The sequence below is a fragment of the Sinorhizobium chiapasense genome (assembly GCF_036488675.1).
GTDB classification, from domain to species: domain Bacteria; phylum Pseudomonadota; class Alphaproteobacteria; order Rhizobiales; family Rhizobiaceae; genus Sinorhizobium; species Sinorhizobium chiapasense.
The window spans coordinates 2,325,997-2,338,439 of the sequence record NZ_CP133148.1; the positions used below are offsets into that span (position 1 = coordinate 2,325,997).

The 12,443-nt window shown below is 63.0% G+C and carries 11 protein-coding genes; 3 read left to right on the plus strand and 8 right to left on the minus strand.

The genetic code is table 11. The features are described from left to right. Nucleotides 1–4: 4 nt before the first annotated feature. The 4 genes from RB548_RS11325 to RB548_RS11340 form a co-directional block, all read right to left on the minus strand. Nucleotides 5–739, minus strand: a complete 735-nt coding sequence (locus RB548_RS11325) for a GvpL/GvpF family gas vesicle protein (RefSeq protein WP_331371415.1) — start codon at nt 737–739, stop codon at nt 5–7. 20 nt (nt 740–759) lie between these two features. Then, entirely contained in the window at nt 760–1,074 is a 315-nt protein-coding gene (gene gvpJ / locus RB548_RS32155; RefSeq protein WP_408642368.1) for a gas vesicle protein GvpJ, read from the minus strand. A 104-nt stretch (nt 1,075–1,178) separates the two neighbouring features. Beyond that, nucleotides 1,179–2,216 (minus strand): DUF3095 family protein, encoded by a 1,038-nt coding sequence (locus RB548_RS11335; RefSeq protein WP_331371416.1) that lies wholly within the window; start codon nt 2,214–2,216, stop codon nt 1,179–1,181. Nucleotides 2,217–2,505: 289 nt separating this feature from the next. After that, complete coding sequence (locus RB548_RS11340; protein ID WP_331371417.1) at nt 2,506–2,901, minus strand: organic hydroperoxide resistance protein; 396 nt, start codon at nt 2,899–2,901, stop codon at nt 2,506–2,508. A 351-nt stretch (nt 2,902–3,252) separates the two neighbouring features. Here RB548_RS11340 and RB548_RS11345 point away from each other — a divergent pair, with 351 nt between their 5' ends. Both RB548_RS11345 and RB548_RS11350 read left to right on the plus strand, forming a co-directional pair. Beyond that, on the plus strand, nt 3,253–5,694 hold the full coding sequence (locus RB548_RS11345; RefSeq protein WP_331371418.1) for a phosphoketolase family protein: 2,442 nt from the start codon (nt 3,253–3,255) through the stop codon (nt 5,692–5,694). A gap of 29 nt (nt 5,695–5,723) precedes the next feature. Further along, nucleotides 5,724–7,043, plus strand: a complete 1,320-nt coding sequence (locus RB548_RS11350; RefSeq protein WP_331371419.1) for a glucoamylase family protein — start codon at nt 5,724–5,726, stop codon at nt 7,041–7,043. A 43-nt stretch (nt 7,044–7,086) separates the two neighbouring features. Here the strand turns inward: RB548_RS11350 and RB548_RS11355 are convergent, their stop codons facing one another. Next, nucleotides 7,087–7,749 carry a hypothetical protein gene (locus RB548_RS11355; protein ID WP_331371420.1) on the minus strand — a complete coding sequence of 221 codons (663 nt, stop codon included), beginning with the start codon at nt 7,747–7,749 and terminating at the stop codon, nt 7,087–7,089. 306 nt (nt 7,750–8,055) lie between these two features. Here RB548_RS11355 and RB548_RS11360 point away from each other — a divergent pair, with 306 nt between their 5' ends. Continuing rightward, the gene (locus RB548_RS11360; RefSeq protein WP_331371421.1) at nt 8,056–8,538 is read left to right on the plus strand and encodes an HMA2 domain-containing protein; all 483 of its coding nucleotides are present in this window, start codon (nt 8,056–8,058) and stop codon (nt 8,536–8,538) included. Here the strand turns inward: RB548_RS11360 and RB548_RS11365 are convergent. The 3 genes from RB548_RS11365 to RB548_RS11375 form a co-directional block, all read right to left on the minus strand. Further along, a complete protein-coding gene (locus tag RB548_RS11365) occupies nt 8,519–11,485 on the minus strand; it encodes a cation-translocating P-type ATPase (protein ID WP_331371422.1) in 2,967 nt (988 codons plus the stop codon). The two genes, RB548_RS11360 and RB548_RS11365, sit on opposite strands and share 20 nt — an antisense overlap. Nucleotides 11,486–11,737: 252 nt before the next feature. After that, complete coding sequence (locus RB548_RS11370) at nt 11,738–12,034, minus strand: DUF5132 domain-containing protein (protein ID WP_331371423.1); 297 nt, start codon at nt 12,032–12,034, stop codon at nt 11,738–11,740. Nucleotides 12,035–12,089: 55 nt separating this feature from the next. After that, entirely contained in the window at nt 12,090–12,341 is a 252-nt protein-coding gene (locus RB548_RS11375) for a DUF5132 domain-containing protein (protein WP_331371424.1), read from the minus strand. Nucleotides 12,342–12,443 lie beyond the last annotated feature (102 nt).

Consider the following 12,443-nt stretch of genomic DNA (forward strand, 5'->3'; position numbering starts at 1 on the left):
GGCCTCACACGTTCGCTTCGTCGCCGACGAAGCTGTAAGGCGGCAAGGGCCCATTCAACTCGACGCTTGCGTAGCCGGGCAGTTCGCTGCGGAGCGACGACAGAGCGCTGTCGAAGCGGGGCCGGGCGCCGGACGCGACCAGGAACGATACGTTGACGAAGCAACCGTCGACAGACGGGCCCGGTCGTACCTGCGCGGCATGTGGTTGCAGGCGGGCGATGACCTGGTCCGCGTCACGCGCGCGCCACTCCGCGACGACGGCGGCCACGTGTTCGCCGAAGGCCAGCTTGTCCTGGTGGCTGCCGCCGTCCGCGGCGCGCAGTGCGTGATTGCGCGCGCGCAGCTCGTCGTTCTGGAGCAAGACGTCGCGGAGGAGACCCTCCTCCGCATGAACGCCTTTGACGTTGAGCTCGGCGTGGCCATCGATCCGGGACAAGAGTTCGCCATAGAGCCGCGCGCCCGATCGAAGCTCTGTCTGCACGGTCTCGTCGTCGGGCGCGACCATTCCGAACCGCATCGGCAGCACGGTGCCGGCTGCGTACATCCGTCCGATGACCGCATCGTGCTTCACCAGATCGCGCCGCTTCGCGCGCAAGTTCTCGGGCGCGTCGCTAACCACCGCGACGAGATCCTGCTCGCGCACGAGCCGGAGGGCGGGGGCGTGCTCCCCCACCCCGACCGCCCCTTCGAGCGGTAGTGGGTGGGAGGCATGCGTGACACAGTAAACGTAGTTGCTCATCAGTCATCCTTTCCGTTACGTCACGCCGGTTCCGTGCGCGCCCGGCCGGGAAGCTCGAGCGGCAGCGCGCCGTCGATTAGCGAGCGGCCGATCTGGGGGCTGCTGCCGGTGAGACTGAGGCGGCCGCACATCTCGGCGAAGCGCAGGTAAGCATCGACGCCGGCGACGACGACCCGCGCATCGATGGTGACCACCTCGAGGCCGATCACCGACACACGCACGAACACGTCGATGACCAGCCCGCGGTCCAGGATCAATTCAACGACCTTGTACAACTCGCCCGACAATCTGCCGCCGGTTGCTTGAGGCGTTTGAGTCATTGCCATTCCAGTCATGCGGTGTCTCCTTCAGGAAGCTGCTACTTGCCCTTCTGGAAACTGATACGGGCATAGCTTCAGGTTAGTTTCAGGGGACGTATGCCGCGTCGCCTTGGCTTCACCTAACGTGATGACGCAGCGGCAAGCCCGCCGGCCTCCATCATCTCGGCCGCCTTGGCGTAGCCGCCGTCCATGCCGTCGAGGAAATGCAGGTGCGATTCCGGCCGGCCGGACGGCACGAGGCAGGTCATCAGCGCATGGGACTGGCGATGCAGTCCGAAGTTGACCTCGCCGCGCGCCCTCGCCGCGGCAAGGATGGCCTCGACCGCATCGATCTGTTCGGGCGTGCAATCGAGTGTCAGGCGCAGGCCATCGTCGTATTTGCGGAAATCCGAGTTGGAGGCGACTTCCGACCAATGTTTCGGATCGACATAGGTCGCCTTGTTCTTGGGAACGCCCACGTCCTCTGGAAGCGGATGAGACTGCCGCTGCCCTGCGTCGAACACCGCAAGCACGCGCCGTGCGAGCGCAGCAAAGACCTCTTGGCTCGTATGCTCATAGGGCTCGACCAGCAGCGACAGGATCTCGCCCTGCTGGCTCGCAAACGGCGTCCATTCACACATGAGCCCGGTCAGGTCCGGCTTCGTCGTGTACCGGCCCGGCTTGACCAGATACCGCCCGTTCTTGATCTGCTCTTCCGCCCATTTGAGCCCGCCGCCGGAAAACATCGCATAGGTCGCGTTTTCCGAGGCCGCGTATCGCGCGACGCGCACGTCGCGCCCGCCGGCGCGGATTTCGCGGACAGGCAGCAAGCCAACTCGAAGATCGAGACCGAGATTGCTCTTGGCAAAGGCTGCGACCTGTCGCAACGCCGAAGTGGCGACCATGAGGCCCTCTGGCGGCAAGGCGAATGCCGCCCCGTCGCCGCGAAACACGAAGGGGAAATCGAAGGCGCCCCAGGCATTGCCGAGCGCGGCAATGATCGACGCGCCGGCGTAGTTGACGTCTTCGTAATGCCCGGATCGGATCGCCGACGTCGAGCCGACAACATCGGTTATCCCGATCAACCAATCATCGGGCAGCGGCTCGTAGATGGACGGATCGAGCACAAGCGAAAACTCGCCATAGGCTTGCGGCGGCTCGGCGCGGCTGTCGGTCATTGCGTGTTTTTCCCCTTGTTGTCCTGTCAGCTTTTTTGGCTACAGCGCCGCGCGCCTTATGAGACGCGCAAAGGTCGCTGTAGCACTTTGATTTTCTGCATGTTTTTGTCCTTTAATCGGCTACGATTAAAGGAAACATGCAGTAGGCGTCGGGTCTGCCTGCCGGAGCGGTTCACTGCTTCGTTGAACCTGCGAACCGCCCGATTCTTTGAACTCACGCAATTCCGGACGGAAAACCGCTGCACACTTTTCCCGGACTTCCTTGAGAGGCAGACCCGACCCATCCCGTTCAGACGAGGCTGGTGGTCACGTCGATGTTGCCGTGCGTTGCCTTGGAATACGGGCAGATCCCATGCGCCGCCTCGATCAGCTCCTGCGCCAACTCACGCTCGATACCCGGCAGGCTCACGTTCAGCCTTGCCCGCAGGAAGAAGGAGCCGTCGTCAACGTTGAGATCGATCTCGGTGTCGACCTCGGGTCCCGCCGGAAGCTTGACGTTTCGCTGCGACGCGGCGAGCTCGATCGCTCCGATGTAACAGGCCGACCAGGCGGCGCCGAAGAGCTGTTCGGCGGCGGGATGCGGCTGCGAAAGCTTCAGGTCAAGCTTGCCGTCGCTGCTCCGCGTGCCGCCATTGCGGCCGCCGGTGTTGTGGGTCTTGCCGGTGAAAAGAAGCTTCTCGGTCATTGGGAAATCCTTTCTGTTCAATTTAACTCGGATCCGCTTCAATCGGATGCGCTGTAAATACGTGAAGGAAATACCTCTGTCAAGCGGTTTCGATTTACTCGGATGCGATTTATTTAATGAGTGCGCCACGGGCGACGCGCTACGCCCTCAGGCCCTGCAAGGCGCGTTCGGATTTTTCCTGTGCCGGAAGCGCTTTTTGTGCGACATTGGCCCTGCCTATTCCGAAGGCATTACAGCCAGGGGGGCCGCAGCGGACATGGAGGATAGCCGCTGCCGCACGTTGTGAGTTCCGACGTCCGCATCTCGTAAATCGTTGCCCTGTCACATTCCGACTTCGCTCAGGAGGCTTCGATGTCTACGCTTGAGACCGCACACGAAATCCGAACGGAGACCCCGCTCTCGCCTGATGAGTTGCATCTCATCGATGCCTATTGGCGGGCTTCCAATTATCTCTCGGTTGGCCAGATATACCTGCTCGACAATCCGCTGCTCAAGGGGCCGCTGAAGCGCGAGCACATCAAGCCGCGGTTGCTCGGCCACTGGGGAACCTCCCCCGGCCTCAACATGCTCTATGTGCATCTGAACCGGGTGATCAGGCGCGACGATCTCAACATGATCTACGTCATCGGCCCCGGCCACGGCGGACCGTCACTGGTCGCGCACGCTTACCTTGAAGGCACCTACAGCGAGTTTTATCCGAATATCAGCCAGGACGCGGAGGGCATGAAGCGGCTGTTCAAGCAGTTCAGCTTCCCCGGCGGCATACCGAGCCACGTCGCGCCCGAGACGCCCGGCAGCATCCACGAGGGCGGCGAGCTCGGATATGCGTTGAGCCATGCCTATGGTGCCGCATTCGACAACCCCGACCTGATCGTCGCCTGTGTGGTCGGCGACGGGGAAGCCGAGACCGGGCCGCTTGCCACCGGATGGCAGGGCAACAAGTTCCTCAATCCGGCCCGCGACGGCTGCGTGCTGCCGATCCTCCACCTGAACGGCTACAAGATTGCCAACCCCTGCTTCCTCGCCCGCATCCCCAAGGAGGAGTTGCAAAAGTTCTTCGAGGGCATGGGCTACAGGCCCTATTTCGTCGAAGGACGCGATCCCGAGGACGTGCACCGGCAACTGGCAGGCGTGCTCGACACGGCCGTCGGCGAGATCCGGAAGATCTGGGCCGATGCGCGATCCAACGGCAATCTCAAGCGTCCCGCATGGCCGATGATCGTCTTCCGGACGCCGAAGGGCTGGACATGCCCGCCGGAGATCGACGGCAAGAAATGCGAGGATTACTGGCGATCGCACCAGGTGCCCATGGGCGAGATGGACAAGCCGGAGCATATCCGCATCCTCGAACAGTGGATGAAGAGCTATCGGCCCGAGGAGCTTTTCGACGACGCCGGCCGACTCAAGGGCGAGATCGCATCGCTGGCGCCAGTGGGCCGCCGCCGCATGAGCGACAATCCGCACGCCAACGGCGGACTGCTCCTGCGTGATCTGAAGATGCCGGATTTCCGCGACTATGCCGTCGAGTTTTCCGGGCACGGCGCAACCGTGGCCGAGTCCGCCCGCGTCATGGGCACGTTCCTGCGCGACGTGATGAAGGCGAACCTGGAGAGCAAGAACTTCCGGCTGTTCAGCCCGGACGAGAACAACTCCAACCGCTGGCAGGATGTGCTGCAGGTGACGAACCGCTGCTACATCGCGGACATCTATCCGGAGGACGACCATCTCTCGCCGGACGGCCGCGTCATGGAAGTGCTCAGCGAGCACCAGTGCCAGGGATGGCTGGAAGGCTACCTGCTGACCGGCCGCCACGGCTTCTTCTCCTGCTACGAAGCCTTCATCCACATCATCGACTCGATGTTCAACCAGCACGCCAAGTGGCTGAAGGTGTGCAACGACATCCCGTGGCGCAGACCCATCGGCTCGCTGAACTACTTCCTGAGCTCCCACGTCTGGCGGCAGGACCACAACGGCTTCAGCCATCAGGACCCAGGCTTCATCGACCACGTCGTCAACAAGAAGGCCGATGTGATCCGCGTCTACCTGCCGCCGGATGCCAACACCTTGCTCTGTGTGACGGACCACTGCCTGCGCAGCCGCAACTACGTCAACGTAGTCGTCGCCGGCAAGCAGCCGGCGCCGCAATGGCTGACGATGTCGGAGGCCGTCCGGCACTGCGCCATGGGCATCAGCATCTGGGACTGGGCGAGCAGCGACAAGGGCAACGATCCGGATGTCGTCATGGCCTGCTGCGGCGACGTTCCGACCCTCGAAACACTGGCGGCGGTGCAGTTGCTCCGCGAGCATCTGCCCGAGTTGAAGGTCAGGGTCATCAATGTCGTGAACCTGATGAAGCTGCAGCCAGCGAACGAGCATCCGCATGGACTGTCGGATCGCGATTTCGACGGCCTCTTCACGAGGGACAAGCCGATCATCTTCGCCTTCCACGGCTATCCGTGGCTGATCCATCGGCTCACCTATCGCAGGGCGAACCACGGCAATCTTCACGTGCGCGGCTACAAGGAAGAAGGCACGACGACGACCCCGTTCGACATGGTGGTGTTGAACGAACTCGATCGCTTCCACCTCGTCGAGGACGTCATCGACCGACTGCCGCAGCTCGGTGCGCGTGCGGCCTATTTCAAGCAGGCGATCCACGCGAAGCTGATCGAGCATCGCGAGCATATCGAAAAATACGGCGACGACATGCCTCAGATCAGCGGATGGAAATGGGGCGCGAAGAGCACACCACCATCCCGACCGAGGACATCGACCGAGGGAGACAACGTCTAAGCGGCACAAGGCGGTAGTGGGCTAGCGATATGTCACGGACGCTCTCGATCGCTCCGAAACTGGAGCGCATGCCGACCGAACAGGATCTCGGTCGGCTGCAGTTTACGTCGCTGCTCTACTATCTCCATTGCACCAATCCGGACAACGGGCTCGTTCGCGACAAGACTGCGCCCGATGCTCCGGCGAGCATCGCGGCGATCGGCATGGCGCTGGCGACGCTTCCCGTGGTCGTCGAGCGCGGCGTCCTGATCCGCAAGTTTGCGGCCAAGCTCGCCCGCAAGAAGCTGTCGTTCCTGCTGGCATGTCCCCAGGGACCGGAGCCCGACGCGTCCGGCTACAAGGGTTTCTTCTATCATTTCCTCGACATCGAGACCGGCCGCCGGGTCTGGCAGTGCGAGCTGTCGACGATCGACTCGGCCTTCCTGTTCGCCGGCGCCTTGACCGTGGCCGCCTATTTCGACGGGGACAGCGCCGACGAGGTCGAGGTCCGGTGGCTGGCCAACACACTCTACGAACGGGCCGACTGGAACTGGGCCTGTGATCACGACCTTACCTTGACCCATGGATGGCGATCGGAAAACGGATTCATCCCTTATCGCTGGCGCGGTTACGACGAGGGCCTGCTGCTCTACATCCTCGGGCTGGGATCGCCGACGCATCCGTTGCCGGCCGAAGCCTATTCCGCCTATACGGAAAGCTACGACTGGCGAAACATCTATGGGCGCGAGCTGCTCTATTCGGGACCGCTCTTCACCCACCAGCTCTCGCACATGTGGATCGACTTCCGCGGTATCCGCGATGATTTCATGCGCCACCACGACAGCGACTACTTCCAGAACAGCCGCCATGCGACCTACGTCCAGCGCGAATACGCCATCCGCAACCCGTTGAATTTTGCGGGTTACGGCGAGCACTGCTGGGGCTTCACCGCGAGCGACGGCCCCGGCTGGATCAAGAAAAATGTCGATGGCGGCGAAAGGGAGTTCTACGACTATATCGCGCGCGGCGCGCCCTTCGGACCGGACGACGGCACCGTCTCACCTTGGGTGGTCGTGGCGTCCCTGCCCTTCGCTCCGGAGATTGTCGTCCCGACCGTCTGGAACTTTGCGAGAATGCCTTTGGGAATGACGCGCCTCTACGGCTTCAAGCCATCCTTCAACCGGACCTTCGCGGTCGAAGGCAGCGACCCTGGCTGGTGGGTAAGCCCTTACCACTTCGGCATAGACCAGGGCCCGGTCGTGCTGATGATCGAAAACTACCGCTCCGGTCTCCTCTGGAACATCATGCGCCACTGCCAGCCGATCGTCGCCGGACTGCGCCGGGCGGGATTTGCCGGGGGGTGGCTTTAAGCGTGCTCAAGCTCACGGTACGTCCGCGCGGCGCCCAAGCCCGTCAGTGGATGTCTTTGGGAACCCTGCCAATCATTTGCTGGCTCCCCGGCCCGGAAGCCGCAGTCGCGTCATCCGTCCGCGTGGCAGGTGACCGGCCGGAATTGGACTGAGACAGCTGTCTGAGCACGAACGCATAGAAGAGAAGGGACGACGCCGATCCTGCCCATCGGCCTCTTGTCAGTTGCAGGACGCCGAGGCCGAGGAAGGCAAACGCAATAAGTGAATTGTTGAGAATTCGAAGCCCGCCGAACGCGTTCCAGAAATTCTCGGTGGCAGGCCCCACGACGTTGCCCCGCATCGCCTGATAGAACGCAAGGCCCGTCAGGCCCATCGCCGTCGCCCGGCTTCGTTCCACCGCAACCACGCCGGGGATCGTCCTCTCCGCGCTGCGAGGGGGTGCGACAGACTGCGGCGATGGCATGGGCTCTTCCTGAAGATCGAACACATCGCTCCTCGCCGCGATCTCGCGAATCGAGGACAGGTCGGTCTCATGCTGAATGAGAATACTCGCGGTCATCGGGTTTGCCCGCAAACCGGCGATCTCCGGATGTTCGGACAACTTCTCCACGGCGGAGCGAAAATAGGAGACGTCGCCGCGGCGAAGAGGGACCCTCACCCGCACACGGCCCGCCATCGAATGTTCGATGATTGCTGTCGGGAGCATGACGGCCTCCTTTTCTACTGCATGTTTCCTTAAATCGGAACCGACTTAAGGAGAAAAACATGCAGCAATTCAAAGTGCTACAGCGACCTTTGTGCGCATAAAAAGACGCACGGCGCTGTAGGGTCAGTGTCGCATGTCGATCATGCCTCCACCAGCGCTATCGCACGCGCTGAACACTCGGGAAGATCCCCACACCAAATCTCCCTCTGGCGCTGTCATCAGCTCTTCATGTGACGCGCTTATTGGAGCGACGAACAGCCGCGCCCTCAAACGGCGGGCCTCCGTGCAGCAAAAGGTACTACCAAATTGATCGCCCAGATCGTTCACTACACACCGGGTCGGTTGCGGATCAAGATTCCCGCCGCGCGGCACCAGACCACGTTTTTCGCTGACCTGCAGCAACAGCTTGTCGGCGCCGACGGCGTCTTGAGCGTCACGGTCAATCCAACTGCGGCAAGCCTGGTCATCGTGCACGACATTGCCGTCGATCCGCTCGCTCTCTGCCGCGAGATTCCGGGGCTGGCGGTCACGTCGTCTGCTGTTCATCCCCACCTTATGGGGACCGGCCGCGCCGATAACCTCAGCGGCGGCCGTGAGACCGACCTCGTATCTCTGCTGGCGAAGCTTCTGCCTCTCGTATTCGCCCGCCATCCCCTTGCCCAGTTGGCGGAGCCCCTTGCCGAGCCGATACTGCGGGCGGCCTTTGACTCTCTGACACAACCCACGTCCTACCCCTTGCCTGTCGCGGCAAGCAGGAAAGAAGAGGACGTCATCGCGATCGCTGCGTAGAGCGCCGTGCGCTCAAAGCCGGTCCGCCGGGAAGCATCGCTGGATCTCTCCGGCGCTTCCACACCAACTCCCTTGTGGTGGTGTTACGCCCTGATTTCATCCACTCCATGATGAGGAATGGCAGCGTTCCACCGGCAAGCGTGACCACGGCATCGATTGCGGTGATCGGCGCGATGCCGAGGAGCCTTCTCAGGAACGGCACAAACAGTCCCGCCGTCTGAACGGCCATCGATCCGCCAACGATCAATGAAAGTGCGTGGTTGGGCGGCCGGTCGTCGGGCGCGAAGATCCCGTTGGATTCGGATCGCGACGTTATGGCGTGGAGCAGCTGGGCCATCACCAGGCTCGCGAAGGTCATGGTCCTCGTGCGCGGAGAATTCAATCCGTAGCGTGAGGCGCCGAAAAGACCCGTTGCCATCGCTGCCCCACCCATCACCGTAGCCTGGGTGGCCAGGCTACCGAGCTTCCTGGCCGGCAGGATCGCCGAGCCGCCCTCGTTCGGACCCTGTTGAAGGACGTCGGGTTCGGGCGCCTCCATCGCCAGTCCTATGCCGGGAAAGACATCCGAAATCAGGTTGATCCAGAGAAGCTGCATCGGCGCGAGCGGCGCTTGCATGCCGATCGACGTGCCCGCCACCACCACCAGGATCTCGCTAAGGTTGGTGCTGATCAGGAAGCAGAGCGTCTTGCGGATGTTCCGCCGCGTCGTGCGGCCTGTCTCTATGGCTGGCTCGAGGCCGGCAAGACCATCGGCGTCGATGATCACATCCGCGATCTCCCTGGCCGCGCTCGTGCTGTCGCGCCCGATGGCGATGCCCACGTCCGCGGCCTTCAAGGCCGGGCCGTCGTTCACTCCGTCGCCGACCATGGCGACCCGCGCCCCGGCTTGCTGAAGGGAACGAACGATTTTGAGCTTCTGGGCAGGGCTGACGCGGCTGAACGCCTGCGCATGACGAGCGGCCGTCACAAGCTCTTCCGGCGTCATCCCTTCGATCTCCGCCGCATCGACAACCGCCAGCTTGCCCTGGCCGTTGAGCCCGATACGCTCGCCAACGGCGGCGGCCGTCGTCTTCTGATCGCCCGTCAGCATGATGGTATGGATGCCTGCTTCGTGCAGCCGTGCCATCAGCCGGCCGACGCCCGGACGCAGCTGATCGGCCATCCCGACCAGCCCCAGCCAGACGAGATCCCGGCCGTCACGTGCGCTCGGCTTGGAGCCTCTCGTCTGCTTGCGCGCAACCCCGAGGACGCGCAGCGCCTGGGACGCCATTTCGAGATTTGCCTCCTTTATCGCGGAGCGCCGACCCGGTGTAAGCTCTCGCCGGGAGCCGTCCGGCAGGATTTCCGCCCCGCACCGCCGCAGGACGTCGTCCGGGCTTCCCTTCACCGCAATCAGCATCCCGTCTTCCGCCAGGTGTCGTGTCACCATGAGCCGAGACGTTTCGCTTCGATACTGCACGGTAATGCGGGCAAGACGCGTGCGCAGGGCACCCACGTCGACGCCATTGTCGAGGGCGGCCTCGATCAGGCAGCTCTCCGTCGGCGAGCCGTTCAGATGCTGCCCTGTGCCGGTCTGGACGATCTCGACATCGTTGCAGAGGCAGCAGGTTTCCAACAGACGGCGCAAGCTTCCCTGCGGCTTTGCGGCGCTTCGCCGGATGTCCTCGATCGAGTAAGTCCTGTCGCCTACCCGGACGGTATCCACCGAGATGCGGCCGCGCGTGAGCGTTCCGGTCTTGTCGAAGAAGGCAACCCGTGTGGACGCAAGCGTTTCGATCGCGTCCAATTTGCGGATGAGAACGCCTTCGCGTCGCAGTCGCTCTATACCGAGTGCAAGCACGGTCGTCGCCACCATCGGCAGGCCCTCGGGTACCGCGGCAACGCAAACGGAAAGCGCGGAGCGCACCATGTGCAGAAGGCCGAAGCCGCGCAGCCACCCCGCCAGCATGAGGACCGCGCATGCTCCCAGCGTCAGCCAGCCGAGCTGCCGCCCCAGGTCGCCGAGCTCCGTTTGGAGAGGCGTCTGCGGGGTGGCGGTTTTGCCGACGAGCCGCTGGATCCGGCCCGCTTGAGTAAGCGATCCCGTCGCCACCACGATTGCGCGTCCGCTGCCTCCCGTCACAATCGTTCCGCGATAGATCATGTTCGACCGCGCGCCGAGAGGCACGTTTCGCCTTCTGATCGTGCGCACCGTCTTCGCGATCGGTACGCTCTCACCGGTGAGCATCGCTTCGCTGACGCTCAGGGCTTGAGAGTCCACGAGGCGCGCGTCGGCGGGGAGGACGTCGCCCCGCTGCACAAAGAGAACGTCTCCAGGCACGATTTGCTGGATCGGGACGGCGGCGCTTGCGCCTGCGCGCACGACTTGCGCCGCTCGCGGCCCGTGCGATGTCAGGCCCTGGATCGTCCGCTCGGCGCGGCTTTCGGTTTGATAGCCGATGACGGCATTTGCGCCCACCACCGCGAGTATCGCGGCAGCTTCGAGCGCGCCCCCCGTCAGGATGGAAACCGCTGCGGCACCAAGCAGCATCGCGACCGGCACGCTTTGAAACTGGGCCGCAAGAATGCTCGCGCTCGACCGCGGCTGGATGGTTTCGAGGACATTGGGACCAATGCTTGCGAGGCGCTGGGAGGCAACCGGGCGCGATAGTCCTTCCTCCGGCGAAACCTCGAGCGTCGAACACAATCGCGCGGGCGAAAGCCTGTGCCACTCGGGATCTCGCGCATCGCCCGGCGCAGCGATTTCGCCTCCGAGCAAAGCCGCGAGGTAGTCGATGATCGAGTCGAGGTTCGACGTTTTCTCGAATTCGAGGAGGATATTTCCGGTAGCGTCGCTGGCGCTGATGTCGATCACGCCCGGCGCCGCGGGGCTTGCCCGCTCCAGCAGATCCTTGACCTCGCTCGACCCTTTGAGGCCGTCGACCTTCAGCCGGGCACGTCCCGGCACGGACACCTGGATTGGGACGATGGAGACTGCGGCACGGTTGCTGGGCGCATTGCGCCCTGTTGTCTTGGGCCTACTTGTCTTGGGCCTTCTTGTTTCGACGAAGGTATGCATCGCAGGCTACCATTCCCCGACCGGCGCCTCGGAATTGCAGCAAGTCCGAGGCGATCACGGCGGTGAAAAAAGATCAATACCCCACCTCCCGTGCTGGCCCGAAGCCAACACGGCGGCGAGAATTTCTCATGCTTGCACGGACTAGCTGCTGGAAGCGGCAGTCTTCTTCTCAGGCGCACGGCGCCCGCCCGCGGTCTCGGCCTCTCCCCCGTTGGCCATTTCCGCCCTTGCCTCGGCGACGAGGTCGGACGCCCGCTCGTTCATCTCGGCCACGGCGACGCGGGTTTGGTCATAGGCAACCAGTCCCGCCTTCAGAATCGTCTTGGTAATCGGCCGCAGCAGTGGGGCTGCGAGTGGCGCCAGGACGATGGCACCCACCCCGATCGCCAGGCCCGTTACTACGTTCCCACCTTTCAATGCATCTTCGATTATCGCCATTGAAGTTGCCTCCTTTCCGTGGCGAGCATGCCGCGGGTCGGACCTGATCTAGCGGTCAGGATTTGGCTTTGGATCCGGATGATCCGTCGGCAGCTTTGCGCTCTTCTTCTATTTCTGCTCTGATCTCGGAAATGGCCGTATCGGTGCTCGCGTTGAGTTCCGCGACAGCCACCTTTGCCTGATCGTAGGTTATCACGCCGGCCTTGATCGCAGATTTGGCGAGGGGTCTGAGTATGGGAGCGATGATTGGCGCAAGCAGGCCCGCTGCGACGCCGATTATCAAGCCCGTGACCAGACGCAGCGCCATGTCCTGCTCCTTGAAGGCTCGTCCGATGTCTCCAACGATTTTCCGCCGGGATGGTTCAGGAGAACACCAAATATTGTCCCAAGTTTGTCACCAGACTGTCAC

Bases quoted from the DNA above. Each gene is read 5' to 3' on its own strand.
- RB548_RS11325 (WP_331371415.1), bottom strand. From the start codon at position 739: ATGAGCAACTACGTTTACTGTGTCACGCATGCCTCCCACCCACTACCG.
- gvpJ (WP_408642368.1), bottom strand. From the start codon at position 1,074: ATGACTGGAATGGCAATGACTCAAACGCCTCAAGCAACCGGCGGCAGA.
- RB548_RS11335 (WP_331371416.1), bottom strand. From the start codon at position 2,216: ATGACCGACAGCCGCGCCGAGCCGCCGCAAGCCTATGGCGAGTTTTCG.
- RB548_RS11340 (WP_331371417.1), bottom strand. From the start codon at position 2,901: ATGACCGAGAAGCTTCTTTTCACCGGCAAGACCCACAACACCGGCGGC.
- RB548_RS11345 (WP_331371418.1), top strand. From the start codon at position 3,253: ATGTCTACGCTTGAGACCGCACACGAAATCCGAACGGAGACCCCGCTC.
- RB548_RS11350 (WP_331371419.1), top strand. From the start codon at position 5,724: ATGTCACGGACGCTCTCGATCGCTCCGAAACTGGAGCGCATGCCGACC.
- RB548_RS11355 (WP_331371420.1), bottom strand. From the start codon at position 7,749: ATGCTCCCGACAGCAATCATCGAACATTCGATGGCGGGCCGTGTGCGG.
- RB548_RS11370 (WP_331371423.1), bottom strand. From the start codon at position 12,034: ATGGCGATAATCGAAGATGCATTGAAAGGTGGGAACGTAGTAACGGGC.
- RB548_RS11375 (WP_331371424.1), bottom strand. From the start codon at position 12,341: ATGGCGCTGCGTCTGGTCACGGGCTTGATAATCGGCGTCGCAGCGGGC.